Source organism: Streptomyces sp. NPDC001380 (assembly GCF_042895785.1).
In the GTDB taxonomy this organism is placed as follows: Bacteria; Actinomycetota; Actinomycetes; order Streptomycetales; family Streptomycetaceae; genus Peterkaempfera.
Genome location: NZ_JBIAWP010000008.1, coordinates 227,437 through 252,935, shown reverse-complemented (window position 1 = coordinate 252,935; position 25,499 = coordinate 227,437). Strand labels below are relative to the sequence as shown.

At 77.3% G+C, this 25,499-nt stretch carries 18 protein-coding genes; 5 read left to right on the top strand and 13 right to left on the bottom strand.

Annotation, left to right across the window (positions count from 1 at the left end; all coding sequences use genetic code 11):
* Position 1: 1 nt before the first annotated feature.
* Both ACFY07_RS12935 and ACFY07_RS12930 read right to left on the bottom strand, forming a co-directional pair.
* The gene (locus ACFY07_RS12935) at positions 2–235 is read right to left on the bottom strand and encodes a hypothetical protein (RefSeq protein ID WP_390868735.1); all 234 of its coding nucleotides are present in this window, start codon (positions 233–235) and stop codon (positions 2–4) included.
* A 50-nt stretch (positions 236–285) separates the two neighbouring features.
* Positions 286–1,203 (bottom strand): NAD(P)-dependent oxidoreductase, encoded by a 918-nt coding sequence (locus ACFY07_RS12930; RefSeq protein ID WP_390868734.1) that lies wholly within the window; start codon positions 1,201–1,203, stop codon positions 286–288.
* 212 nt (positions 1,204–1,415) lie between these two features.
* Between ACFY07_RS12930 and ACFY07_RS12925 the strand changes: the two genes are divergently transcribed.
* The 3 genes from ACFY07_RS12925 to ACFY07_RS12915 all read left to right on the top strand — a co-directional run bounded on the left by ACFY07_RS12925 (position 1,416) and on the right by ACFY07_RS12915 (position 9,552).
* On the top strand, positions 1,416–2,012 hold the full coding sequence (locus ACFY07_RS12925) for a TetR/AcrR family transcriptional regulator (protein WP_390868695.1): 597 nt from the start codon (positions 1,416–1,418) through the stop codon (positions 2,010–2,012).
* Between the two features lie 299 nt (positions 2,013–2,311).
* Complete coding sequence (locus ACFY07_RS12920) at positions 2,312–6,886, top strand: HAMP domain-containing protein (RefSeq protein ID WP_390868694.1); 4,575 nt, start codon at positions 2,312–2,314, stop codon at positions 6,884–6,886.
* Between the two features lie 275 nt (positions 6,887–7,161).
* Entirely contained in the window at positions 7,162–9,552 is a 2,391-nt protein-coding gene (locus ACFY07_RS12915) for a PP2C family protein-serine/threonine phosphatase (RefSeq protein ID WP_390868693.1), read from the top strand.
* A gap of 153 nt (positions 9,553–9,705) precedes the next feature.
* On the opposite strand, the gene ACFY07_RS12910 is transcribed toward ACFY07_RS12915, so the two are convergent.
* From ACFY07_RS12910 to ACFY07_RS12895, 4 genes are all read right to left on the bottom strand, one after another.
* On the bottom strand, positions 9,706–11,394 hold the full coding sequence (locus tag ACFY07_RS12910; protein WP_390868692.1) for a glycoside hydrolase family 13 protein: 1,689 nt from the start codon (positions 11,392–11,394) through the stop codon (positions 9,706–9,708).
* Positions 11,395–11,807: 413 nt separating this feature from the next.
* Positions 11,808–12,845 carry a cation diffusion facilitator family transporter gene (locus ACFY07_RS12905; RefSeq protein ID WP_390868691.1) on the bottom strand — a complete coding sequence of 346 codons (1,038 nt, stop codon included), beginning with the start codon at positions 12,843–12,845 and terminating at the stop codon, positions 11,808–11,810.
* A gap of 248 nt (positions 12,846–13,093) precedes the next feature.
* A complete protein-coding gene (locus tag ACFY07_RS12900; RefSeq protein WP_390868690.1) occupies positions 13,094–15,490 on the bottom strand; it encodes an ATP-binding cassette domain-containing protein in 2,397 nt (798 codons plus the stop codon).
* Between the two features lie 217 nt (positions 15,491–15,707).
* A complete protein-coding gene (locus ACFY07_RS12895) occupies positions 15,708–16,133 on the bottom strand; it encodes a helix-turn-helix transcriptional regulator (RefSeq protein ID WP_390868689.1) in 426 nt (141 codons plus the stop codon).
* Positions 16,134–16,290: 157 nt separating this feature from the next.
* On the opposite strand from ACFY07_RS12895, the gene ACFY07_RS12890 reads away from it, so the two are divergent.
* A complete protein-coding gene (locus ACFY07_RS12890) occupies positions 16,291–17,490 on the top strand; it encodes a CopD family protein (protein ID WP_390868688.1) in 1,200 nt (399 codons plus the stop codon).
* 117 nt (positions 17,491–17,607) lie between these two features.
* Here the strand turns inward: ACFY07_RS12890 and ACFY07_RS12885 are convergent, their stop codons facing one another.
* The 6 genes from ACFY07_RS12885 to ACFY07_RS12860 form a co-directional block, all read right to left on the bottom strand.
* On the bottom strand, positions 17,608–18,309 hold the full coding sequence (locus tag ACFY07_RS12885; RefSeq protein ID WP_390868687.1) for a GNAT family N-acetyltransferase: 702 nt from the start codon (positions 18,307–18,309) through the stop codon (positions 17,608–17,610).
* 242 nt (positions 18,310–18,551) lie between these two features.
* Complete coding sequence (locus tag ACFY07_RS12880) at positions 18,552–19,730, bottom strand: lysylphosphatidylglycerol synthase transmembrane domain-containing protein (protein WP_390868686.1); 1,179 nt, start codon at positions 19,728–19,730, stop codon at positions 18,552–18,554.
* The gene (locus ACFY07_RS12875; protein WP_390868685.1) at positions 19,727–20,593 is read right to left on the bottom strand and encodes a methyltransferase domain-containing protein; all 867 of its coding nucleotides are present in this window, start codon (positions 20,591–20,593) and stop codon (positions 19,727–19,729) included. Before ACFY07_RS12875 ends, ACFY07_RS12880 begins: the two co-directional genes overlap by 4 nt.
* Complete coding sequence (locus ACFY07_RS12870; protein WP_390868684.1) at positions 20,590–21,843, bottom strand: glycosyltransferase family 4 protein; 1,254 nt, start codon at positions 21,841–21,843, stop codon at positions 20,590–20,592. Before ACFY07_RS12870 ends, ACFY07_RS12875 begins: the two co-directional genes overlap by 4 nt.
* An 11-nt stretch (positions 21,844–21,854) precedes the next feature.
* Complete coding sequence (locus tag ACFY07_RS12865) at positions 21,855–22,253, bottom strand: 6-carboxytetrahydropterin synthase (RefSeq protein ID WP_230653737.1); 399 nt, start codon at positions 22,251–22,253, stop codon at positions 21,855–21,857.
* 197 nt (positions 22,254–22,450) lie between these two features.
* Positions 22,451–23,452, bottom strand: a complete 1,002-nt coding sequence (locus ACFY07_RS12860; protein ID WP_390868683.1) for a zinc-binding alcohol dehydrogenase — start codon at positions 23,450–23,452, stop codon at positions 22,451–22,453.
* A 432-nt stretch (positions 23,453–23,884) separates the two neighbouring features.
* Between ACFY07_RS12860 and ACFY07_RS12855 the strand changes: the two genes are divergently transcribed.
* A complete protein-coding gene (locus ACFY07_RS12855) occupies positions 23,885–24,781 on the top strand; it encodes a CDP-alcohol phosphatidyltransferase family protein (protein ID WP_390868682.1) in 897 nt (298 codons plus the stop codon).
* On the opposite strand, the gene ACFY07_RS12850 is transcribed toward ACFY07_RS12855, so the two are convergent.
* On the bottom strand, positions 24,757–25,440 hold the full coding sequence (locus ACFY07_RS12850; protein ID WP_390868681.1) for a RibD family protein: 684 nt from the start codon (positions 25,438–25,440) through the stop codon (positions 24,757–24,759). The two genes, ACFY07_RS12855 and ACFY07_RS12850, sit on opposite strands and share 25 nt — an antisense overlap.
* Positions 25,441–25,499 lie beyond the last annotated feature (59 nt).

Here is a 25,499-nt window from a genome sequence, read left to right as displayed (position 1 = left end):
TTCAATCAGGGGCCGGCAGGCCGATGGGGTTGGGGAAGCGGAGCGAGGCCGCGCAGGCGCGGGCGAGCGGGGCGGCGAGGCGGTCCGCCGCCCGGGGGCCGAGGAGGGCCCACGGGCGGGCGGCGGCGCGGTCGGCGGCCTCCTCCACCGCCCGGTGCAGGGCGTGCCCGCCGCCGGTCGCGGAGCCGTCGGGGTCCAGGAGGCCGCGGGCGGCGAGCCGTTCCCGGGCGGTCAGGACGGCCGGGGCGGTCAGGACGGCCGGGGCGGTCAGGACGGCCGGGGCGGTCAGGGGGCGGGGGGCGGGGTGCCGGCCGGTCCGGCGGGGGGCCGGCCGGCGTCGGTCCGGGCCTCGATCGCCCGGAGGACCGCCACCATGTCGGACCCGCCGTGGCCCTGGGCCACGGCCTCGCCGAAGAGGGTGTGGCAGACGTCCAGCAGCGGCGAGGCCAGGCCGGAGGCGCGGGCGGCCTCGGCGATCAGCCGGTTGTTGTACAGGACGTCCCGCGCCGCGGCCTGGACGGTGAAGTCGCGCTCCGTCAGCTTGGGCGTCTTGGCGGTGGAGACGCTGCTGGCCATCGGCCCGGCGGCGAGGACGGCCGCGAACTGCCGGGTGTCGAGTCCGTGCCGGTCCGCGAAGTGGAAGGCCTCGGTGAGGCCGGTGACCATGGTGATCAGGAAGAGGTTCACCGAGAGCTTCATCAGCAGGGCGCCGGGCACGGGGCCGCAGACGAAGGACTCCCGGCACACGGGGGCGAGCAGCGGCCGGACCTCCTCGACCGCCGCGGGCTCCCCCGCGAGCATCGCCACGAGCTGCCCGGCCTCGGCGGGGCCGCGGGAGCCGGAGACGGGCGCCTCGACGTAGCTGCCGCCGGCGGCGCGGATGTCGGCCTCCAGGGCGCGCGAGTACCCGGGCGGGGCGGTGCCCGTGGAGACGACCACGTGCCCGGCGACGTTCGCCGCGAAGGCGGGCGTGCCGCGCCCGAGGACGGCGTCGGCCGCGGCACCGTCGGCGAGCATCAGAAGGACGGTCCGGGCCCGCGCGAAGACCTCGGCGGGACTCGCCGCGACCGCGGCCCCGGCCGCGCGCAGGGGTTCGCAGGCGCCCGGGGTGCGGTTCCAGACGACGAGCGGGGTGCCCGCCCGGGCCAGGTTGAGCGCCATGGGCTGCCCCATGACACCGAGTCCGACGAAACCGACGTCCATCCCGCACCGCCGTCCCTGGTCGAAGGACCCGCCGACTATGACAGCTGTCATAGTAGCGGCCCGCGGCGGCCGCCGCGGCGGACGGGCGCACTCCCCCGCCGGCGGCCGCGGCGCCCCCGCCGAGGGCCGCGGCCGGCGTCCCTAGACTGGTCGGGACCGCGGGGCGCGGACCGCTCCCCGGCCGGGGACCGGTGGTCGGCGGGAGGTGGGTGATGGCGGATGCCCGGCGGGGGCCGCGGGAGCGGATGGTCTTCAGCGCGGCCCAGCTCATCCGGCGCGACGGCGTCACGGCGACGGGCATGCGCGACGTCGCCGCCCATGCGCAGGCGCCCCGGGGGTCGCTGCAGCACTACTTCCCCGGCGGCAAGGAGCAGCTGGTGGGCGAGGCGCTGGCGTGGGCCGGCCGCTACGCCGGCGACCGCGTGGCGCGCTTCTGCGCCGGGATGCCCGAGCCGACGCCCGGCGGACTGTTCGCGGCCATGGTGCGGCAGTGGACCGACGAGTTCGAGTCGGCCGGCTTCGCCGCGGGATGCCCGGTGGTCGCGGCGACGGTGGACTGCGCCGGGTCCGCCGCGCCCGTCCGGGCCGCGGCCGCGGACGCCTTCGCGGCCTGGACCGGGCCGGTCGCCCGGGCGCTGGCCGGGATGGGCGTGCCGGCGGAGCGGGCCGAGCCGCTGGCGACGCTGATGGTCAGCGCCCTGGAGGGCGCGATCGTGATCGCCAGGGCGGAGCAGGACGTGCGCGCCCTGGCCACCGTGGCCCGCGAGCTCGCACCCCTGCTGGACGGCAGCGTCGTCCGGACGGGGTGAGGGCGGCCCGCAGGAGCCGGCGGACCGCCCGCCCGCCGGGCACGGCCACGGCGGACGGGCGGGCAGGCAGGCGGGCAGGCGGGCGGGCAGGCGGGTGGAGGAGCAGACGGCCGCCACCCGGGGACGGAATACTTGCCGGAGAGCAGGGGTGGGGTACCCTCCGATACTGCCGTACAGGTACCTAAAAACAAATATGGAAGAGCTCAAGTATCGGGCGGCCACCTCGTGTCCTCCCCGTGCTCGGGCGCGCCGCGGCCCTCCTTCGGGGCAGGCGTCGGTCATCCGGAGTGGGGTCGGGCATGGGAGAGATATCGGTCGACGGTTCGCGGCCGGCGGCGCGCAGCAGGACGCCCCGCGGCGTCGGCAAGGTCGGCGAACCCGAACTGCGCCTGCTGCTCGCCGGGCTGACCGCCGTGCGCGACGGGGACTTCGGCACCCGGCTGCCCGACGACGCGGACGGCCTGCTGGGCGAGATCGCCACCGTCTTCAACGGCATGGTCGACCAGCTGTCCCTCTTCACCTCCGAGGTCACCCGCGTCGCCCGCGAGGTCGGCACCGAGGGGCGGCTGGGCGGCCAGGCCGAGGTGCCCGGGGTGTCCGGCACCTGGGAGGACCTCACCGACTCCGTCAACGCGATGGCCGGCAACCTCACCAGCCAGGTGCGCGACATCGCCCAGGTCGCCACGGCGGTCGCGAGCGGCGACCTCTCCCAGAAGATCGACGTCGACGCCCGCGGCGAGATCCTCGAGCTCAAGAACACCGTCAACACGATGGTCGACCAGCTCTCCTCCTTCGCCGACGAGGTCACCCGCGTCGCCCGCGAGGTCGGCAGCGAGGGGCGCCTGGGCGGCCAGGCGCAGGTACCGGGGGTGGGCGGCGTCTGGCGCGACCTCACCGACTCGGTCAACTTCATGGCCGGCAACCTCACCGACCAGGTCCGCAACATCGCCCAGGTGACCACCGCCGTCGCCCGCGGCGACCTCTCCCAGAAGATCGACGTCGACGCCCGCGGCGAGATCCTCGAGCTCAAGAACACCGTCAACACGATGGTCGACCAGCTCTCCTCCTTCGCCGACGAGGTCACCCGCATGGCCCGCGAGGTCGGCACCGAGGGCCGCCTCGGCGGCCAGGCCGACGTCAAGGGCGTCTCCGGCACCTGGCGCGACCTCACCGACTCGGTCAACTTCATGGCCGGCAACCTCACCGCGCAGGTCCGCAACATCGCCCAGGTCGCCACCGCGGTCGCCCGCGGCGACCTCTCCCAGAAGATCGACGTCGACGCCCGCGGCGAGATCCTCGAGCTCAAGAACGCCATCAACACGATGGTCGACCAGCTCTCCTCCTTCGCCGACGAGGTCACCCGCATGGCCCGCGAGGTCGGCACCGAGGGCCGCCTCGGCGGCCAGGCCGACGTCAAGGGCGTCTCCGGCACCTGGCGCGACCTCACCGAGTCCGTCAACGTCATGGCGGCCAACCTCACCGCGCAGGTCCGCTCCATCGCCGAGGTCACCACCGCGGTCGCCCGCGGCGACCTCTCCCAGAAGATCCGGGTGGACGCGCGCGGCGAGATCCTGGAGCTGAAGGAGACCATCAACACGATGGTCGACCAGCTCTCGGCCTTCGCCGACGAGGTCACCCGCGTCGCCCGCGAGGTCGGCACCGAGGGCAACCTCGGCGGCCAGGCCACCGTCCGCGGCGCCTCCGGCACGTGGAAGGACCTGACCGACAACGTCAACGTGATGGCGAACAACCTCACCGGCCAGGTGCGGAACATCGCCCAGGTCGCCACCGCCGTCGCCCGCGGCGACCTGTCGCAGAAGATCACGGTCGAGGCGAAGGGCGAGGTCGCCGCGCTCGCCGGGGTGATCAACACGATGGTGGACACCCTGTCGGCCTTCGCCGACGAGGTGACCCGCGTCGCCCGCGAGGTCGGCACCGAGGGCATCCTCGGCGGCCAGGCGCGGGTGCCGAACGTGGCCGGCACCTGGAAGGACCTGACCGACAACGTCAACTTCATGGCGAACAACCTCACCAGCCAGGTGCGGAACATCGCCCAGGTGACCACCGCGGTCGCCCGCGGCGACCTGACCCGCAAGATCGACGTCGACGCCCGCGGCGAGATCCTGGAGCTGAAGACGACCATCAACACGATGGTCGACCAGCTCTCCTCCTTCGCCGCGGAGGTCACCCGCGTCGCCCGCGAGGTCGGCAGCGAGGGCCGCCTCGGCGGCCAGGCCGAGGTGGAGGGCGTCTCCGGCACCTGGAAGCGGCTGACGGAGAACGTCAACGAGCTGGCGGGCAACCTCACCCGGCAGGTCCGCGCGATCGCCGAGGTCACCAGCGCGGTCGCCGAGGGCGACCTGACCCGCTCGATCACCGTGGAGGCCCCCGGCGAGGTCGGCGAGCTCAAGGACAACATCAACTCCATGGTGGGGTCGCTGCGCGAGACCACCCGGGCCAACCGCGACCAGGACTGGCTGAAGTCCAACCTGGCCCGCATCTCCGGCCTCATGCAGGGCCGCCGCGACCTGGCCGTCGTCGCCGAGCTGGTCATGGACGAGCTCACCCCGCTGGTCTCCGCCCAGTACGGCGCGTTCTTCCTCGCCGAGGACACCGCGGAGGGCGTGGAACTGCGCCTCGTCGGCTCCTACGGGCACTCCGGCGGGGACGGGCCGCAGGCCCGGTTCCGCCTGGGGCAGTCCCTGGTCGGCCAGGCGGCCCGCAGCCGCCGCACCATCGCCGTCGACGACGTGCCCCCCGGCTACGTCGCCGTCTCCTCCGGCCTGGGCAGCACCGCCCCCGCCTGCCTGCTGGTCCTGCCGATCGTCGTCGAGGACCAGGTGCTCGGCGTCATCGAGCTGGCCTCCGTGCACCGCTTCACCCAGGTCCACCGGGACTTCCTCGACCAGCTGATGGAGACCGTCGGCGTCAACGTCAACAGCATCGTCGCCAACGCCCGCACGGACGAGCTCCTCGGCGAGTCCCAGCGCCTGGCCTCCGAGCTCCAGGCCCGCTCCGAGGAGCTCCAGGCCCGCCAGGAGGAGCTGCAGAGCTCCAACGCCGAGCTGGAGGAGAAGGCCGCGCTGCTGGCGACGCAGAACCGCGACATCGAGACCAAGAACCTGGAGATCGAGCAGGCCCGCCAGGAGCTGGAGGCCCGGGCCCAGCAGCTCGCCCTCGCCTCCAAGTACAAGTCGGAGTTCCTGGCCAACATGAGCCACGAGCTGCGCACCCCGCTCAACAGCCTCCTGATCCTCGCCCAGCTCCTCGCCCAGAACCCCGGCCGCAACCTGACGCCCAAGCAGGTCGAGTACGCGGGCATCATCCACTCCGCGGGCTCCGACCTCCTGCAGCTGATCAACGACATCCTCGACCTCTCCAAGGTCGAGGCGGGCAAGATGGACATCACCCCCGAGCGGGTCCCGCTGCGCCAGCTGCTGGACTACGTGGAGGCGACCTTCCGCCCCATGACCACGCAGAAGGGCCTGGAGTTCCGCATCACCACCGCCCCCGGGGTGCCCGCGGACCTGCTCACGGACGACTCCCGGCTGCGCCAGGTGCTCCGCAACCTCCTCTCCAACGCGGTGAAGTTCACCGAGTCCGGCCGCGTGGAGCTGCGCATCGAGCCCGTCGGCACCGCCGAGCTGCCCGCCCAGGTCCACTCGCACGGACCGGCCGTCGCCTTCCGCGTGGCCGACACCGGCATCGGCATCGCCGAGCAGCAGCTGGAGACCATCTTCGGCGCGTTCCAGCAGGCCGACGGCACCACCAGCCGCAAGTACGGCGGGACCGGCCTGGGCCTGTCCATCAGCCGGGAGATCGCCTACCTGCTGGGCGGCGCCATCACCGCCCGCAGCAGCCTCGGCCGCGGCAGCACCTTCACCCTCTACATGCCCGTCGCGCGGCCGGACTTCGAGGTCCTGCCCGCGGCCGTGCCCGCCGCGCAGCCCCTCCCGGACGCCGCGGGCGGACCCGGCGCGGAACCGGCGGCCGCGGCGGCCCCGCAGCCCCCGCAGCCACGCCGGCTGCTGGTGATCGAGGAGCGGCCGCGCGGCCTGCTGTCCCTGGTCGCCGAGAACGCGGTCGCGGACCTCGCCGACAACCCCGGCCCGAGCGGCGCACGCGGTCCCGTCGAGATCGTCACCGCCCTCAGCGAGCAGGAGGCGGCGGCCGCCCTGGCCGCCGACGCCTGCCACTGCGTCGTCCTGGAGCTCGACATGCCGGGCGGCGCGGCGCAGCGGTTCCTGGAGGCGGTGGACGGCGACACCGCGCTGCGGGCGCTGCCCATACTGGCCCACAACAACCGGCGCCTGGACCCGGTGCAGGAGCGGAGCCTGCAGTCCCGCGCGGACACCCGGCCGCTGGAGCTGCTCTCCAGCCTCGACGAGCTGCGCGAGCGGATCACCCTCCACCTCTCGGCGGACCAGCCGGGCGACGTGCTGCCCCTGGTGCGGCCGGAGGAGGTGCAGGAGCCGGCGCTCCCGGAGGCCGACAGCCGCCTGGCCGGCCGCACGGTCCTGGTCGTCGACGACGACGCCCGCAACGTCTACGCCCTCACCGGCATCCTGGAGCTGCACGGCCTGCGGGTGCTCCACGCGGAGAACGGCCGCAAGGGCATCGAGACGCTGACCGCCCACCCAGAGGTCGACCTGGTCCTGATGGACGTGATGATGCCGGAGATGGACGGCTACGCCGCCACCGCCGCGATCCGGGCGACCGCCGAGTACGCCCAGCTGCCCATCGTCGCCGTCACGGCCAAGGCCATGCCGGGCGATCGGGAGAAGAGCCTCGCGTCCGGGGCCAGCGACTACGTCACCAAGCCGGTCGACGCCGACGACCTCATCCGCTGCATCCAGCGCTGGCTCGCCGCGTGAGCGGCGGCCAGGGCCGGCCCGCGGGCCCCGCGGCGACGAGGGGGGCGGACCCCGGTGCGGTCGGCGGCGCCGGACGGCCCGGGGAGGACGCCCCGACGGGCGGCCCGTCGGGCTACACCGCCCCGCTCCCGGTCGTCCCGCCCGCGACGGCGCCCGCCGGGAAGGAACCGGACGGCGAGGCGTCCGGGGCTCCCGGCGACGGCGCCGTGCCCGGCGCCCGGACGGACGCCGTGCGGACGGACGGTGTGCGGACCGACGGTGTGCGGACCGACGGTGTGCGGACCGACGGTGTGCGGACGGACGGCCCGGGGACGGACGGCCCGGGGACGGACGGTGCCGGGGCGGAGGTCGGCCGGCTGGCTGCGACGGTCGAACGGCTCCAGCGGCAGATACGGGAGGCCCAGGCCGCCGCCGACGGGCGCGCCCTGATCGAGGTCGCCAAGGGCGTCCTGGTGGAGCGCCTGCGCTGCGGACCGGCCCAGGCCGCCGCGCAGCTCGACGCCCTCGCCGCCCGGGCGGGCCTGTCCCGGCTGGAGCTCGCCGCCGACATCGTCAACCAGGCCGCCCAGGACCGGCTCACCGAGGCCGCCAGCGACTTCCTGGCGCAGACCAGCGCCGAGGAGCGGAGCACAGCGTCGGTCGCGGTACGGCTGCGCACGGCGGAGAGCGGCGTCCTCGCCGCCGACGACGACACCCAGGCCGTCGCCGCGTCCCTCCTGGAGCACGCCCTGACCCCCCTGGGGGCGACCGCGGTCGCCGTCTGGGCCGCCGGCCCGGACGCGTCGCTCGCGCTGGCGGGCTGCGCCGGGTTCTCCGCCGAGGAGGCGCGGCGGTGGCACTACGTGCCCCCGGCGGTGGCGACGCCCGCCCGGCGGGCCCTGAGCGAGCGCCGGACCGTGTGGTTCCCCGCCCTCTCCGTCACCGGCCTCCCCTCCATCGGCCACCGGGAGAACCCGGGCGGCGGCCGGGTGGCCGTCCCCGCGGGCACGGGCGGCCGCATCCTGGGCGTCCTGGAGATCTGCTGGCCGGCCCCCCTGGATCCGCAGCCGCCGCAGATCCAGCGGCAGGTCGAGGCGCTCGCCGAACTCTGCGCCCACACCCTGGACGGGCGCGCCCAGGACGGCGGCCACGGCGCGCCGGGCACGCGGGCGCCGTCCGGCGTCTCCGAGCTGGTGGACCTGGCCGACGGCCTGCACGACCCGGCGCTGGTGCTCCTGCCCCACCTGGAGGACGGGCGGCTCACCGACTTCCGCGTCCACCACGCGAACCCGTCCTTCGTCGACCCGGCCGGACGCCCCCGCAGCAGCGTCGTCGGCGCACTGCTGCTGGAGACGTACCCGCTGGCGGCCGGGGAGGGCGGCCTCCTCGAGAAGGCCGAGCGCGTCCACGCCACGGGCGAGCCCTTCCGCGCCGAGCGGATCGCCCTCACCGCGCTGGTGGGCCAGGTGCCGCTCACCGCAGTCGCGGGCATCAGCCTGAGCCGCCACCGGGACGGCGTGCTGCTCATCTGGCGCGTCGAGGACGAGGCCGCGCGGCTGGCCGGACTGCTCCAGCACGCCCAGCGCCTGGGCCGCATCGGCGGCTTCGAGGAGAACGTGCAGACGGGCGAGCGGATCTGGAACGAGCAGCTCTTCAGCCTGTACGGGCTCCCGCCCACCGCGGAACCCGTCCCCCTGGAGCGGCTCGCCGACCACGCGCACCCCGACGACGGGGCGGCGATCGGGCGGTTCCTGCGGACCCTGCTCCACCACCGCCGCCCCGCCTCCACCGCCTTCCGGCTCCGGAGGTCCGACGGGGTGGCCCGGCACATCCGGGTGGTCGCCGAACCGGTGCTGGACGCCGAGGGCCGCCTGCTGGCCCTGCGCGGCGCCTACCAGGACGTCTCGGCGCAGCACTGGACCGAGGTCGCCCTGGCCGCCACCCGCGACCGCCTGGCGCACTCCGAGCAGCAGGCCGAGGAGCACAACCGCCTGGCCCTGCAGCTGCAGCACGCCATCATGCCGCCCGCCCGGGGGCCGGTGGACACCAGCGGGCTGGGCATCGCGGTGCGCTACCGCCCGGCGGAGGAGGAGCACCTGGTCGGCGGCGACTGGTACGACGCGGTCACGCTGCCCTCCGGGCAGGTGCTGCTGTGCGTGGGCGACGTCGCCGGCCACGGCATCGACGCCGCGACCGGCATGGTGGCCCTGCGGGGCGCCCTGCGGGGCCTGGCGGCCACCGGCACCGGCCCCGGCCAGCTCCTCGCGTGGCTGAACAACGTCACGTGCCACCTCACCGAGCGGGTCACCGCCACCGTGGTGTGCGGCCTGTACGACCCGGAGAGCCGCGTCCTGCGCTGGGCCCGGGCGGGCCACCTGCCGCCCGTGCTGCTGCGCCGGGGGCGGGCGTCCTCCCTGCCGCTGGTCGACGGGGTGCTGCTGGGGGCCGCCCCGGACCTGCCCTACGAGGAGGGCGCGCTGCAGCTGGAGTCCGGCGACACCCTGCTGATGTACACGGACGGGCTGATCGAGCGGAAGGACCGCTCGGTCCAGCAGTCGCTGAAGCAGCTCCTGGCGACGGCCGAGGAGTCCGCGGGCTCGCTGGAGGAGCGGCTGGACCACCTGCTCACCCACAGCAGCGCCGACACCGACGACGACACCTGCGTGGTCGGCGTCCACCTGCCCTGAGCGGACGCGCCGGGCGGGGCGGGCCCGGCGGGGGCGCGGGCCCGGCGGGGGCGCGGACGGCCCCCGCGGACGCCGGACCGGGCGGGGCCGCCGCACCCCGGGAGGGGCGGGCGGCGGGTCCGCCGCCCGCGGCCGACCCTCCCGGGGTGCCCGTCACACGAGCCAGGCGGTCGTGTCGGCCGGGAGCCGGCCGTCCTCCAGCGGGCCGCTGGCGACCGCGAGGATCCCCGGGGGCAGGTCGACGGGCTCGGGGCCGAAGTTGGTGACGGACTGCCAGCCGCCGGGCCGGCGCAGGTGGAGCACCCCCTCGCCGGAGCCCTCCACCCACTCCAGCTCCTCGGGGCCCTGCAGCCGGCGCCGCCAGGCGAGCGCCTCCCGGTAGAGGGTCAGGGTCGCGTGCGGGTCCCGCTCCTGCACGTCGGCGGCGAGCGCGGCGAACCAGGCCGGCTGCGGCAGGTGCGCCGGCCCGTCGCCGAACCCGAAGGAGGGCCCGTCCGCGGTCCACGGCAGCGGCACCCGGCAGCCGTCCCGTCCGACCTCCGTGCCGCCGCTGCGGAAGAAGGTCGGGTCCTGGCGCCGGTCGGCGGGGATGTCGGCGACCTCGTGCAGGCCGAGCTCCTCCCCCTGGTACAGGTAGGCCGAGCCCGGGAGGGCGAGCATCAGCAGGGTCGCGGCCCGGGCGCGGCGCAGGCCGAGCTCCGCGTCGAGGACCGGGGAGGTGCCGCCGGTCAGCAGCCAGTCCACCCCGTCCTGCCCCTGGCCGTGGCGGCCGCCGCCGGGCGGCAGGCCGTAGCGCGTGGCGTGGCGCACCACGTCGTGGTTGGAGAGGACCCAGGTGGAGGAGGCGCCGGACTCGGCGGCCTGTGCGAGGTTGTCGGTGACGACGGTGCGGAACTGCTTGGCGTCCCAGTCCGCCTGGAGGAGGTCGAAGTTGAACGCCTGGCCGAGCCCGCCGGGGACGGCGTAGCGGGCGCGGCGCGAGGCGTGGACCCACGCCTCGGCGACGGCCGTCCGCGGGGGCGTGTACGAGTCGAGGACCTCGCGCCACTCGGTGTAGATCGCGTGGACCTCGTCGCGGTCCCACAGCGGGTGGGTGCCGTGGGCGGCGTCGGCGATCTCCGCCGCGGAGGGCAGCGGCTCGGTGAGGTCCTTGGCCAGGGCGTGGGCCACGTCCACGCGGAAGCCGTCCACGCCGCGGTCGGCCCAGAAGCGCAGCGTCGTCAGGAAGTCCTGCCGGACCTCGGGGTTGTCCCAGTTCAGGTCGGGCTGCTCGGCGGCGAAGAGGTGGAGGTACCACTGGCCGGGCGTGCCGTCGGGCTCGGTGACCCGCGTCCAGGCGGGGCCGCCGAAGACCGACTGCCAGTCGGAGGGCGGCAGGGAGCCGTCGGGGCCGCCCCCGTCGCGGAAGAGGTAGCGGTCGCGGGCGGGCGAGCCCGGGGGCGCGGCGAGCGCCTCCCGGAACCAGGCGTGGCGGTTCGAGCTGTGGTTGGGGACGATGTCGACGATCAGCCGGATGCCCGCGGCGTGCAGGGCGGCCGCCATCGCGTCGAAGTCCTCCAGGGTGCCCAGGCGCGGGTCGACGGCGCGGTAGTCGTCGACGTCGTAGCCGCCGTCGGCGAGGGCGGAGGGGTAGAACGGGCTCAGCCACACGGCGTCGACGCCGAGGGACCGCAGGTGGGGGATGCGCGACGTGACGCCCCTGAGGTCGCCGAGGCCGTCGCCGTCGGAGTCGGCGAAGCTGCGGGGGTACACCTGGTAGACGACGGCCTGGCGCCACCAGTCCGCGTCGTCCCCGGGGGTGCGGGGCGGCACGGGCGCGGTCGCGGCGGGGTCTGGGGTCACAGGGCGGCCTTTCTCGGGTGTACGGGCAGGTGCGGCGCGGACGGCGGGCGGCGGGCGGGGTCGAGGCCGGGGCCGGGGCCGGGCGGCCTCCCCGGGCGGGCCGCGCCGCGGGGCCGAACGGGCCTCGGGTCACGGGTCACGGGCCGGGCGGGCCCCGGGTCGCGGGTCGGGGGTCGGGGGCGGGCCGGGCGGGCCGGGCGGGTCGGGCGGGTCGGGCGGGTCGGGTCGGGACTCCGCAGAGGACAGCGTCGCCGTCCCCACGGCCTCCTGTCGAGGACGGGCGGGGGGCGCACCGCGGCACCGCGGCGGATCGCGGCGCCCGTGCGGCGGGGACCCCCTACCCGGAGCCCCCGCGCGCACGCGCCCGGCCGGGGCCGGTCCGTCGGCGGCGGCGGCCGGACCGGCGGTGCCCGTCAGTGCCCGTGGGGGCCGGGCCGGTGGACGGGGCCGTGGGCGTCCTCGCAGTGGGTGTCGGCGGGCGGCCCGCCCGGCCGGGGGGAGATGTCGAGCAGGTCGGCGTCGGGGTCCTCGCCGACGTGGTCGACCTGGAGGGTGGCGTGGGTGATGCCGTAGCGCTCGCGCAGCTGCCGCTGCAGGGTGCGGCGCACCTGGTGGCAGTCCCCGCCGGGGGCAACCAGGACGTGGGCGGAGAGGGCGTTGTCGCCGGAGGTGATCTGCCACAGGTGGAGGTCGTGGATCTCGGCGACCTGGTCGGCGGAGGCGAGGCGGTCCCCGACCTCGGCCGGGTCCATCCCGGCCGGCGCGGCCTCCAGGAAGATCCGGCCCGACTCGCGGATCAGCCCGGTGCCGGCCCGCAGCATCAGGACGACCACCACCAGGGTGGCGACCGCGTCGGCGCGGGTGAGTCCGGTGGTGACCATGACGACGCCCGCGACCGCGGTGGCGAGGAAGGCGTACAGGTCGGTGAGGATGTGCTGGAAGGCGCCCTCGACGTTGAGGGAGGTGCGGTTGGCCCGGGAGAGCGCCCAGGCGGCCGCCAGGTTCACCGCGACCCCCACCAGGGCGGTGGCCAGCACGAGGCCGCCGGCGACCTCGGCGGGCGAGAGCAGCCGCCGCACCGCCTCCCAGGCCAGCCACACCGAGAGCAGGAGCAGGGTGATGCCGTTGGCCTGGGCGGAGAGGATCTCCGCGCGCTTGAGGCCGTAGGTGTACCGGCCCCGGGCGGGGCGGGCGGCGAGCCGCATCGCCACCAGCGCCAGCCCGATGGAGGCGGCGTCGGTGAGCATGTGGGCCGCGTCCGACAGCAGCGCCAGCGACTGCGCGACGACGCCGACCACGACCTCGCCGGCCATGAACACCAGGATGAGCACGAGGGCGACGACCAGCCAGCGGCGGTCCGCGTCGGCCGACACGCCGTGCGCGTGGCCGGCCGGCCCGTGGGCGTGGCCGTGCCCGTCCTGGCCGTGGCCGCCGTGTCCGTGGTCGCTCATGCTGCCCGGTCCTCTCCACCGCCGCGTGCACCCCTGTGACGGCAGTGAACCGCGAAACGGCCGAAGATCCAAAGACTGCAGTGGTGACCGTTGTCGTTGCCGGTTGCGGCGGACCGGCCGGGAGGACGCCCCCCGCAGCCGGCGGCCGGTGCCCTCCCCCTGCGGTCGGCCGGCCCCTCCCCCGGACACCGGGCGGGGCGGGCCCGTCCGGACGGACGGACCCGCCCCGCGGCGGCCGCGGGGGCCGGTCAGGCCCCGACGTAGGCCGCGAGGTGCTCGCCGGTGAGGGTGGAGCGGGCGGCGACGAGGTCGGCGGGGGTTCCCTCGAAGACGATCCGGCCGCCGTCGTGGCCGGCGCCGGGCCCGAGGTCGATGATCCAGTCGGCGTGCGCCATGACCGCCTGGTGGTGCTCGACGACGATGACCGAGGTACCGGAGTCGACGAGCCGGTCGAGCAGGCCGAGCAGCTGCTCGACGTCGGCGAGGTGGAGGCCGGCGGTCGGCTCGTCGAGGACGTAGACGCCGCCCTTCTCGGCCATGTGCACGGCCAGCTTGAGCCGCTGCCGCTCGCCGCCGGACAGCGTGGTGAGGGGCTGGCCGAGGCGGAGGTAGCCGAGCCCGACGTCGGCGAGCCGGCCGAGGACGGCGTGCGCGGCCGGCGTGCGCGCCTCGCCGGCGCCGAAGAACTCCCCGGCCTCGTCCACCGACATCGCGAGCACCTCGCTGATGTCGCGGCCGCCGAAGCGGTACTCCAGCACCGACGCGTCGAACCGCCGCCCCTCGCACTCCTCGCAGGTCGTGGCGACGCCGGCCGTCATCACCAGGTCGGTGTAGACGACGCCGGCGCCGTTGCAGGCGGGGCAGGCGCCCTCGGAGTTGGCGCTGAACAGCGCCGGCTTCACGCCGTTGGCCTTCGCGAACGCCTTGCGGACCGGGTCGAGCAGTCCGGAGTACGTCGCCGGGTTGCTCCGCCGCGAGCCGCGGATCGGGCCCTGGTCGACCGCGACCACACCGGCGCCGGCGCCCGCCGGACCGTCGACCAGCGACCCGTGCACGAGCGAGCTCTTGCCGGAGCCCGCGACGCCCGTGACGACGGTGAGCACCCCGAGCGGGATGTCGACGTCGACGCCCCGCAGGTTGTTCGCCGTCGCGCCGCGGACCGGGAGCGTGCCGGTGGGGGTCCGCACCGTCCCCTTGAGGGCGGCCCGGTCGTCGAAGTGGCGGCCGGTGACGGTGCCTGCGGTCCGCAGCCCCTGGACGGTGCCCTCGAAGCAGACGGTGCCGCCCGCCGTACCGGCGCCGGGGCCGAGGTCGACGACGTGGTCGGCGATCGCGATCACCTCCGGCTTGTGCTCCACGACGAGCACCGTGTTGCCCTTGTCCCGCAGCCGCAGCAGCAGGCCGTTCATCCGCTGGACGTCGTGGGGGTGAAGGCCGGTGGTGGGCTCGTCGAAGACGTAGGTGACGTCGGTGAGCGAGGAGCCGAGGTGGCGGACCATCCTGACGCGCTGCGCCTCGCCGCCCGACAGCGTGCCCGCCGGCCGGTCGAGCGAGAGGTAGCCCAGCCCGATCTCCACGAAGGAGTCGAGGGTCCGCTGCAGCGCCGTGAGCAGCGGGGCCACCGAGGGCTCGCCGACGCCGCGGAGCCAGGCGGCCAGGTCGCTGATCTGCATCGCGCACGCGTCGGCGATGCCGGTCCCGCCGATCCGCGACGACCGGGCGGCCTCGGCGAGCCGGGTGCCGTCGCACGCGGGGCAGGCGGTGAAGGTGACCGCGCGGTCCACGAACGCCCGGATGTGCGGCTGCAGCGCCTCCCTGTCCTTGGAGAGCATCGACTTCCGGATCCGCGGGACCAGCCCCTCGTAGGTCATGTTGATGCCCGCGATCTTCATCCTGGTCGGCTCGCGGTGGAGGAGGTCGTGCAGCTCCTGCGCGGTGTACTCGCGGACCGGCTTGTCCGGGTCGTGGAGGCCGGACTCGGTGTAGAGCCGGTGGTTCCAGCCGCCCCCCTGGTAGCCGGGGACGGTGATCGCGCCGTCGGCGAGCGACCTGGAGTCGTCGAGGAGCCGGGCGGGGTCGATGTCGGAGACCGTGCCCATGCCCTCGCAGCGGGGGCACATGCCGCCGGTGCGGGTGAAGGACGCCTTCACGGCCTTCCCGGCGCCGCGCTCGACGGTGATCGCGCCGCTCGCCCGGACCGAGGGGACGTTGAAGGCGAACGCGCTGGGCGGGCCGATGTGCGGCTGCCCGAGCCGGCTGAAGAGGATGCGCAGCATCGCGTTGGCGTCGGTGGCGGTGCCGACCGTGGAGCGGGGATCGGCGCCCATCCGCTGCTGGTCGACGACGATCGCGGTCGTCAGCCCTTCGAGGACGTCGACCTCGGGCCGTGCCGGCGTCGGCATGAAGCCCTGGACGAAGGCGCTGTAGGTCTCGTTGATCAGCCGCTGCGACTCCGCGGCGATCGTGCCGAACACCAGGGAGCTCTTGCCCGAGCCGGAGACGCCGGTGAACACCGTCAGCCGGCGCTTCGGGATCTCGACGCTGACGTCCTTGAGGTTGTTCACGTGCGCGCCCTGCACCCGGATCAGGTCGTGGCTGTCGGCACCGTGCGGCGCAGGCGGCTGCGCGTCCGTCGTCGTGGCCATGCTCGGCGTCTCTCCATCCGTCGTGCGGGGCCGGCTCCGCGGTCCCCGTCGGGGTCGGCCGGACCGGTCCGGCCGGCCTCGGGCGGTGCGTACGGTCCTCCTTCGCCGGCGGGCTGCGGCAGCGGCACGCCGCCCGGCCGGCGGTGCCGGCCGGTGCGTCGGACCGGGTCGTGGCCGTCGACGGCGGAGCAGGGCGGGAGCCCGGTGTCCACGCGTCTCACGCTACGGGCGGGGAGGGAGGTCTCGCTTCTCCGTTCCTGACCGGCCTCGTGTGGACCTTGGCCACGCAGGCCGGGAGGGCGGAGCCCTCGTCGGGGCGGCGGGCCCGGTACGCGCTCGGGCTCTCGCCGACCAGCTCGGTGAACCGCGAGCTGAACGACCCCAGCGAGGTGCAGCCGACCTCGAAGCAGACCTCCGTCACCGTCAGGTCGCCCCGCCGCAGCAGCGCCATGGCCCGCTCGATCCGGCGCGTCATCAGGTAGCTGTACGGCGTCTCCCCGAAGGCGGCGCGGAAGCTGCGGGAGAAGTGGCCCGGCGACATGAGGGCGACGCGCGCCAGCGCCGGGACGTCGAGCGGCTTCGCGTAGTCGCGGTCCATCAGGTCACGGGCCCGGCGCAGCCGGACGAGGTCCTCCAGGTTCACCCGGCCAGCCTCCCACAGCACCGGGCGGCGCCGCTGGCGGTGACGGCGGCGGCGATGGCGTGGGGGCCCGGCCGCCCGGAGGCGTGGCGCGCCGACCGCGCGCCCCTCGGTCCCGAGGGGCACCGACGCCCTCTCAAGTTAGGTTAGGCTAACCTTCATGAGCATATCGCTGGCTGCCGCGTCCGCAGCCCCCGACGCCGTTCCCCCGCTGTGGCGGATCCTCACCAGGTTCGGCTGGTTCGCCGGACTCTCCGGCGCCCTCGGCGCCACCCTCGCGTACGCGGCCGCGGTCCGCCCCGGGCTGCGCGGCGGGGAGGCCGGCGCCGCCGCCACGGCAGCACTGGAACGCCGGGCCGCGCGGTACCTGGCCTGGACCGGCGTCGTCCTGCCGGTCGCCGGCTACGCCCAGCTCGCCGCGCGGGTCGCGCGGGCCGACGAGGGGACCCCCTTCGGCCGGGCGCTGGCCCCGGGGCGCATCGCGGACCTCCTGGGCGCGCCCGCCGAACCAGGCGCCTGGGTGGCGCGGGGCACGCTGCTCACGGTGCAGAACGCGGTGCTGGTCCTGGCCGCCCTCGCGCTGACCGCGCTCTTCACCCGCAGGGGCCGCAGGCACCTGGACGCGCTCGTGCTGACCGCCCTCCCCCTCTGCGCGGCGGTCACGCTCGTCGGGTCCGTCCCGGTCAAGGCCGCGCCCGAGGTCCTGGACGACACCCTGGACCGCCTGCTCGTGCAGGCCCACATCCTCGGCGGCGCCGCCTGGGTCGGCGGACTCGCCGCCCTCGCCGCCTTCGCCGGGCTCCGCGGGGGGCGCGGCGGGCACGCGGGGGTGCTCTGGGCGGGCGTCTGGCGGCGCTTCGGCACCGTCGCGCTGGCCGCCGTGGGGGCGGTGCTCGTCTCCGGCCTCTGGCTCACCTGGCGGAGCGTCGGCGCGCCGGAGCAGCTGTGGACCACCGCCTTCGGGGTCCTCCTGCTCGTCAAGACCGCGCTGGTGCTGGGCATGGTCGCGGCGGGGGCCTTCAACCAGTTCCGGCTGATGCCGCGCATCGCCCGGGCCCGGGCGGCAGACGCCACCCCGACGCTGCTGCGGCTGACCCTGCGCCACTTCCCCCGGGTGGTCCTGGGCGAGACGGTCCTCGGCGTCGCCGTCCTGGCCGTCGTCCCCTTCCTGAACGGGTCGGCGCGCGCCCAGGCGGGCGACGCGGGCGACCCGCCGGCCGCGACCGGCGGGATCCTCGCCGCGGGCCTGGCCCTGGCCCTCACCCTCGCGGCCTCCCTCTACGCCACCGCGAGGGCCTCCGAGGCCCTCTCCCGCCGCACCGTCCGGGACGGGGGCACGGCACCGGCCTCGGCGCCCTGACGCGGCCGCCGGGCCGCAGCCGGGGAGCAGCGCACCGCTGCGGCCCGGCGCGGGCGCCGGTCGGCCGGGCCCGGGGCGGCGGGGTTGCGGCCCCGGGCGGCCGCGCGGAGCCCGGGCTCAGACCGCCGGTACCGGGTCGAGCGGGCGGGAGCCGACGAAGGAGGTGGTGCGGCGCAGGCGGAAGCCCAGCGCCTCGTACAGGCGGATCGCCGGGGTGTTGTCCGCGGCGGCGTGGAGGAAGGGCGTCTCGCCCCGGGCGCGGATGCCGGCCGCGACCGCGAGGACCAGCCGGGCCGCCAGGCCCTGCCCGCGGAAGTCCGGGTCGGTGCAGACCGCGCTGATCTCCGTCCACCCCGGGGGCCGCAGCCGCTCGCCGGCCATCGCCACCAGCGCGCCTCCGCGCCGGATGCCGAGGTACGTGCCCAGTTCGACCGTGCGCGGCAGGAACGGGCCGGGCCTGGTCCGCCCGGCCAGGTCCAGCATCTCGGGCACGTCGGCGGCGCCCAGCCGCACGGCCTCCGCGTCGGGGGCCGCGGCGAGCCCGTCGTCCACCAGCTGCACCCCCTCGACGCTGAAGAACGTCTCCCACCCCTCGGGCGGGGCGGCCGCCACGCCGGTGGTGAGGAGCGGCTCCGTGCCCGAGGCGGCGAGTTCGGCGACGCCCGCCCAGTCGGCCGTGTCCGGCTCGTCGGGCACCGCGGCGAACGGGGAGACGTCGGCCGGGTAGCGCAGGGCGCCGCCCCGCCGCTCGGCCAGGTGGGCGTGGGGGCCGGTCAGCGACCACCACACGGGGTTGTCCAGGGGGTGCGGTGCGCTCACGACGCGGCCCCGGTCGTGCGGGGCGGGGCTGCGGGCGGCTGCGCCTGGGGCATGGCGGGCGTCCTTCTGGTGCCGGGACTGCGGAGACGCCGCTTCAACCCGCGCCGGGTCCCCGGTATTCCCGCCCGTCCGGGCACCGGGGCCCCGGCGCGGGCACCCGGACCGCACCCGGACCCCGGCGCGGCGGCGGGCCGCCGGCCGGTACGGCGGCCCCGCCCCCGCCGGTGCCGCACGACGGGGCGTCAGGCGGCCGCGTCCCCGCGCCGGCCGGGGGATCCCCGCAGGGCGGCGGGCGGGGCGGCGGTCCGCAGGCGGCGGGCGCCGCCGGGGGCGGCCGGTGCGTCGGATGCGCCGGGTGGGGCGGCTGCGCCGGGTGCGACGGCTGCCGTCCGTGCGGGCTCCCCGGGGAGCGGACGGGGCGCGCCGCGGCGGAGGCGTCCGGCGAGTGCCGCGGCCGCCGGGGCGAGCAGCACCGCGGCGCCCGGCAGGGCCGCCACGAGGGTCAGCACCCCGTACACCACCGAGGTGGCGAGGCCCCGGTCGGCGCCCAGTCCGGCGGCGCCGAACGCCAGCGCGGCGGCGGCCTCCCGGGGGCCCCACCCGCCGACGTTGAGCGGGATGCCCATCACCAGCAGCGCCAGCACCAGCGGCGGCACCAGGTCGGCGGCGGGGGCCGCCGAGCCCGCGGCGCGCGCCGCGACGAGGAAGAGCGCGACGTGGCCCGCCATCGCGGCCGCCGACGCGAGCACCACGCCCGGCCAGACGCCGCGGGCGAGCAGGACCCGGCGCGCGTCGGCCGGGGCCGTCGCCGGGGCGCCCCTCCCCCGGTCCGTCTCCCGCCGGGCCGCTTCCCGCCGGGCCGCTTCCCGCCGGGCGGCCCTCCTGCGCAGGGTCCGGAGGGCGAGGACCGCGGCCACCGCCGCCACCGCCGCGCCGGCCGCGGCGAGCCGGCCGACCGGTCCGGGGGCCGGGGAGGAGGCGAGCGAGGCGATCAGGGAGGGCCGGGCGAGCAGCACCGCTCCCCCGAGGACGAGGACGACCGCCTGCCCGGCGACGCGTTCGAGGACCACGGCCCGCACCCCCCGGCCCACGTCGCCGGACCGCCGCCCGTGGTGCACCGCGCGGTGGACGTCGCCGAGCACCCCCGCGGGCAGGACCGCGTTGAGCAGCAGCGCCCGGTAGTAGTCCGCGACGGCCCGGCCCAGCGGCAGCCGCAGGCCGAGGCGGTCGGCCACGAGGCGCCAGCGCCACGCGCTGAGGACGGTGGTGAGCAGGCCGATGCCGAGCGCGGCGAGGACCGCCCGGCCGTCGACCTCGCGCAGGGCCGCCGTGAAGGCGCCGGCGCCGAGCCGCCGCACGAGGACGGCGAGGATCACGGCGCCGCCCAGGGCCCGCAGCAGGGGCCCGGTGCGCCGCCTCACCGGACGCCGCCGGGGGCGGCGGGCGGCAGCGCCAGCAGATCCCCGTGGCCGACCGTGACGCGCAGCGCGCCGGCGGCGCAGGCGTCGAGCCTGCGCCGGAGGTAGGCGTCCGCCCGGGGTGCGAGGCCGGGCTCCTGCTCGCACGCCGCGCCGACCCAGCCCCGCAGCCACTCCTCCGCCAGCGCGGCCCGGTCCGGCCCGAGCCGCCACGGGCTGGGGAGGTGCAGCACCGTCGCGCCGAGGCGTTCGAACGCCTCGGCCGCGGCGGCCACCGCGTCCGGACCGAGCAGGCGGCGGCCGCCGGTGCGGCGCCGCTGGTGGGCGTCGAAGGCGGCGGCGACCGCGGTGTCGAGGGGGTCGGCCGGGTGGAGGGCGACGCTGCCCGTGACGGAGAGGGTGAGCAGCGCCGGACGGCCGGCCCCGGTGCAGGCGGCGGCGAGGGCGTCCACCTCCTCGGCGGTGAGCAGGTCGAGGAGGGCGGAGGCGGTGACGAGCGAGGTGTCGGCGAGGTCCGCGGCGCGGAGGTCCGTGAGGTCCCCCTCGCGGGTCTCGGCCGTGACCGCGGTCCCGTGGGCGGTGAGGCGGGCGGTGCCCGCGGCGGCGAGGGCGAGCAGGGCGGGATCGCGGTCGTGGAGGATCCAGTGCTGGGGGCCGGGCAGCCGCCCGGCGAGCCAGCGGGCCTGGGAGCCGGTGCCGCAGCCGAGGTCGCGCACGACCAGGCGGCCGTCCCGGCGGGGGGCGCCGGCCGCCGCGAGGTGGTCCCGCAGCGGTCCGAGCAGGCCGGTGGCGCGGGCGTCGGCGTCGGCGTCCTCCCGCAGCGCCAGCCAGTGCGGGGTGAACTGCGGTGCCTCCGGGGCGTTCAACGGGTCTCCTCGTCCGGACGGGGCTCCTCGCGGGGGCCTGCCGTCCCGTGCGGGCCGGTCCCCCGGCGCAGGTCGGTCTTCCCGTGCAGGCCGGTCCCGCGGCGCGGACCGGTCCTCCCGTGCAGGTCGGCCGCCGTGTGCGGGGGCTCCGCGTGCAGCAGCCGCAGTACCGCGTCCAGGCGCCCGGCGGCCCGGTCCCAGCCCTCCAGGGCGGAGCGCCGCCGCAGTGCCGAGGCGCGCAGGCGCCGCCGCTCCTCCGGGTCGCCGAGCCAGCGGCGGAGGGCCGCCGCGAGGGCCGCCCCGTCGTCCGGGGGGACGAGGACGCCCGGCAGGCCGCCGTCGGGGTCGCGGCCGAGGGCGTCCGGGACGCCGCCGACGGCGGCGGCCAGGACGGGCAGTCCCCGGGCGAGCGCCTCGGTGACCACCATGCCGTAGGTCTCGGCGCGGGACGGCAGCACCAGCAGGTCGGCGGAGGCGTACGCCGCGTCCAGCGCCTCCCCCGCCAGCGGTCCGGGCAGGTGCACGCGGTCCGCGAGGCGGTGCCGTGCGATGCGCTCCCGCAGGCGGGCGGCGTAGCCGGGGTCGCGGCCGTGCGGCCCGGCGAACGTGCAGTCCCAGGGGAGGCCGGAGACGGCGGCGAGCGCCTCGACGAGCAGGTCCTGCCCCTTGCGCGGGGTCAGGGAGGCGACGCAGAGCAGCCGGTTCCCCGCGTCGCTGCCGGGTGCGGGCGGCGCCGGGTCGACGCCCGGGGCGACGACGTGGACCCGGGCCGGGTCCAGTGCATGACGTACCGTCAGGCCCTGTGCGGCCCGGGGGCTGGTGGCCACCACCAGGTCGGCGGCGCGCAGGGTCTCCCGCTCACGGGCGTCGAGCCGGGCGGCGCGGTCGGGGGCCAGTCCGGTCTCGTCGGCCAGGGGCAGGTGGACGAGGACCGCCGTCCGCAGCCGGCGCGTGTGCGGCACGACGACCTCCGGCACGCCGCACGCCACGAGCCCGTCGAGGAGCACGGCGGCGCCGTCGGGGAGGGCGGCGAGCGACCGGTCGAGCTCCGCCCGCGCGGCGGGGCCGGGCTGCGGCCAGTCGCCGGCGACGGCGACCTCGCGGACCGGCCGGCCCGCCGCGGCCAGGCAGCGGCTCATGCGGCGGTCGTAGACGTTGCCGCCGCTGGGCGCGCCCGGGTCGTCCACGTCGCCGGGGACGACGAGGTGGACGGGCCGGGCCCCCGCCGTCCCCGGCGGGGACCCCGTCACGGCGGACGTCCTCACAGCGTGCGCTCGTAGCTCGCCCAGGCGACGTGCGACTCGTGCAGCACGACCGCGAGCGACGCCAGCCCGCGGGCGCCCTCGCCGAGGGCGCCGGCCGCCACCCGGTCGGCGAGCCGGTCGGCGATGACCTTGGCCAGGAACTCCGTCGAGGTGTTGACCCCGGCGAACTCGGGGTCGTCGTCGAGGTTGCGGTAGTTGAGCCCGCCGAGCACCCCGGCGAGCTCCGCGGAGGCCAGCCCGATGTCGACGACGAGGTTGTCGGCGTCGAGTTCGGCGCGGCGGAACGTCGCGTCCACCAGGAAGGTCGCGCCGTGCAGCCGCTGCGCGGGGCCGAAGACCTCGCCGCGGAAGCTGTGGGCGACCATGATGTGGTCGCGGACGGTGACGCTGAACAAGGGGTCCCTCCCGGGGCGGTGGGCGGTCCCGCGGTGCGGGGACCGGGCGGTGCGGGGTCGGGGGTCGGGGGTCGGGGGTCGGGGATCCGGCGGTGCCGGGGCGTGCGGTGCTGCGGTGTGCGGCGCTGCGGCGGGCGGTCGGGCCGGGTGCGGCCCTGCCGGCGGGCGCCGCCGCGGCGTCCGGTCCGGGGGCCCGGTCAGGCGGTCCCGTAGACGATACGGTGGCAGAGCGCCGGAAGTTCACCTCCGGCGATCATCGGCATCACCCGGGGCAGGTCCTCGAAGGCGCTCTCGCCGGTGACCAGCACGTCGAAGGCGGGGTCGGCGAGCAGGCGCAGGGCCAGGGCCATGCGGTCGGCGAAGCCGCGCCGCGCGCTGCGGGCCGGCGAGACCGTGCCGACCTGGCTGCTGCGCACGGTGAGGCGGCGGGAGTGGAAGGCCTCCCCCAGGGGCAGCGCGACCTGCCGGTCGCCGTACCAGCTGAGGTCGACGACCGTCCCCTCGTGCCCCAGCAGGTCGAGGGAGCGGGCGAGCCCCTCCGCGGTGGCGCTGGCGTGCAGCACCAGGTCGCAGCCGCCCTCGGCCCGGTCGGGCAGCGCGAAGTCCGCGCCGAGGGCCTCGGCGACGGCGGCCCGCGCGGGGTCGACGTCGACCAGCTGGACCCTGGCCCCGGGGACGCGGGCGGCCAGCGCGGCGACACAGCAGCCGACCATCCCGGCGCCGACGACGGCGATCCGGTCGCCCACGAGCGGCGCGGCGTCCCACAGCGCGTTGACCGCGGTCTCCACGGTCCCGGCCAGCACCGCGCGCGCCGGGGGCACCCCGTCCGGCACGGGGGTGACCGCGGCCGCCGGGACGACGTACCGCGTCTGGTGCGGGTGGAGGCAGAAGACGTGACGGCCGGCCAGGTCCGGCGGGCCCTCCTCGACCACCCCGACGCTGAGGTAGCCGTACTTGACCGGCCCCGGGAAGTCCCCCTCCTGGAAGGGCGCCCGCATCGCCTCGCGCTGGCTCTGGGGGACGCCGCCGCGCAGGACCAGGGACTCGGTCCCGCGGCTCACCCCCGAGTAGAGGGACCGGACCAGGACCTCGCCGGGGCCGGTCGCGGGGAGGGCGGCGGACCGGATCTCCCCCGCTCCCCCGCCGGACGCTCCCCCGCCGGACGGGGTGAACCAGAAGGCGCGTGCCGTGCGTTCCACCAGAGACCTCCATGACGGACGGACGGGCGGCGCCCGCCGCCCCGGTCGTGCCGGTACCGTACGCGGTCCCCCGGCGCGGCCGCGGACGGGGGCGGTGCGGACCGGGGGGAGACGCAGGCGGAGACGGGAGCGGTGATGGACGTGCGGTACCGGCGCGGCGGAGGCACGGCCGGGCGCAGGCCGGCCGGGCACGGCACGGACGGGCGGGGCCCGGTGCGGCGCGGCGCGGACCGGCGGGGACCGGAGGGCCGCGACGCGGCCGGGCACGCCCCGCGCGGGCGGGGCACGGCCCGGCGGGACCGTCCGGCCGGGCACGGCGCGGACGGGCGGGGTCCGGCACGGAGGAGTCCGGCCGGGCGGGGTCCGGTCTGGCGGACGCCGGCCGCCGGTGCCGCCGCGCAGGTCCTGCTGCTGGTCCTGCTGGGGGCCTCGGTGGGCCTGGGCCCCGCGGGGTGGCTGACGGGCGGGGTGCTCGCCGTCGCCGTCCCGGCCCTGCTGGCCGGCGCCCTGCGGCGGTCGGGGGCCTCCGCGCCGGGACCGGCCGACCGCGTCACCCTGGCCCGGACCGTGCTCGGCGGCGGCGTGGCGGCGCTGGTCGCGGACGGCACCGGGCACGGCGCGGTCCTGACGGGCCTGGCCGCGGCGGCGCTCGCCCTCGACGCGGTGGACGGCCGGGTCGCCCGGCGCACCGGCACGGCGTCCCCGCTGGGGGCGCGGTTCGACATGGAGGCGGACGCCTTCCTCATCCTGGTGCTGAGCGTCCGTGCGGCCGCCTCGTGCGGCGCGTGGGTCCTGGCGGCCGGGGCCATGCGGTACGCCTTCGTCGCGGCCGCCCGGGTCGCGCCGTGGCTGCGCGCCGCCCTTCCGCCGAGCCTCGCCCGGAAGGCCGTGGCCGCGCAGCAGGGCGTCACCCTGGCGGTGGTGTGCGCGGGGGTCCTGCCGCCCGCGGCGTCGGCCGCCGTGGCCGCCGCGGCGCTCGCCGCGCTCGTGTGGTCCTTCGGCCGGGACACGGTGTGGCTGTGGCGGGCCCGGCCGCGCGGCGCCGTCGCGGCCGCCTCCGGGCTGACGGACGCCGCGGCCCGCGCGGGCCTCCCGCCCGCGCCGGCGGCCCCGGCCGGTCCCGCGCGGGCCGGCGGTGCCGAGGTGCTCCCCGTGGCGGCCGGGCTCCCCGGGCTCCCCGGGCTCGCCGTGGCTGCCGCGGTCGCCGGGCCGGCCCGGCCCCAGGACGGACCGGGGCGGGACCGCGGGGCGCGGGTCGCCGCCGGGCCGGTGCGCCTCCGTCAGGCGGGGTTCCCGGCGGAGGGTCAGTCGTCGCGGTGCGGAAGGTAGCGGAGCAGCACCACGTCGCCGATCTGCCGGGCCTCCGCCAGCGTCATGCGCCGGTCCGGCCCCTGCGGGAAGACGGCCGGGCGGACGAGCCGCGGCGCGTCGGCCTGGCCGACGAAGAACGGGGCGTACACGAGGTGCAGCTCGTCGACGACGCCGGCCGTGAGGAACATGGTGTGCACGGCGCCGCCGCCCTCGATCATGAGCCGCCCGATCCCGCGCCCCGCGAGGTCGGCCAGCACCGCGTGCACGTCCAGCGGGTCGCCCGCACCGACGACCGTGGCGGCCCGCCCCAGGCGCTCCCGGACGGAGGGCAGCGCCCCCGTGGTGGTGTAGACGAGCTTGTCGCCGTCGCCGGTGGTGAAGAAGCGGGCCGCAGGGTCGAGGTCCCCGCTCTCCGTCAGCGTGACCTTCACCGGCGTCGGCGGCAGCCCCTCGCGGACGCGGCGCAGCCGCCGGTCCTCCGAGCAGACCAGCAGCCGGGGGTCGTCCGCCCGGATCGTGGCGGCGCCGACCAGGATGGCGTCCACCCCGGCCCTGACCTCGTCCACCCGCTCGAAGTCCGCCTCGTTGGAGAGCAGCAGACGGGTGGAGCTGGTGTCGTCGAGGCACCCGTCCAGCGACGCGGCGGCCGACAGGAGCACATGGGGGCGCGGTCTCATGGAGGACAAGACTGGCACAGGCCCCCGCGGGGCGGGCGCCGGTCCCGGAGGTCACGGCG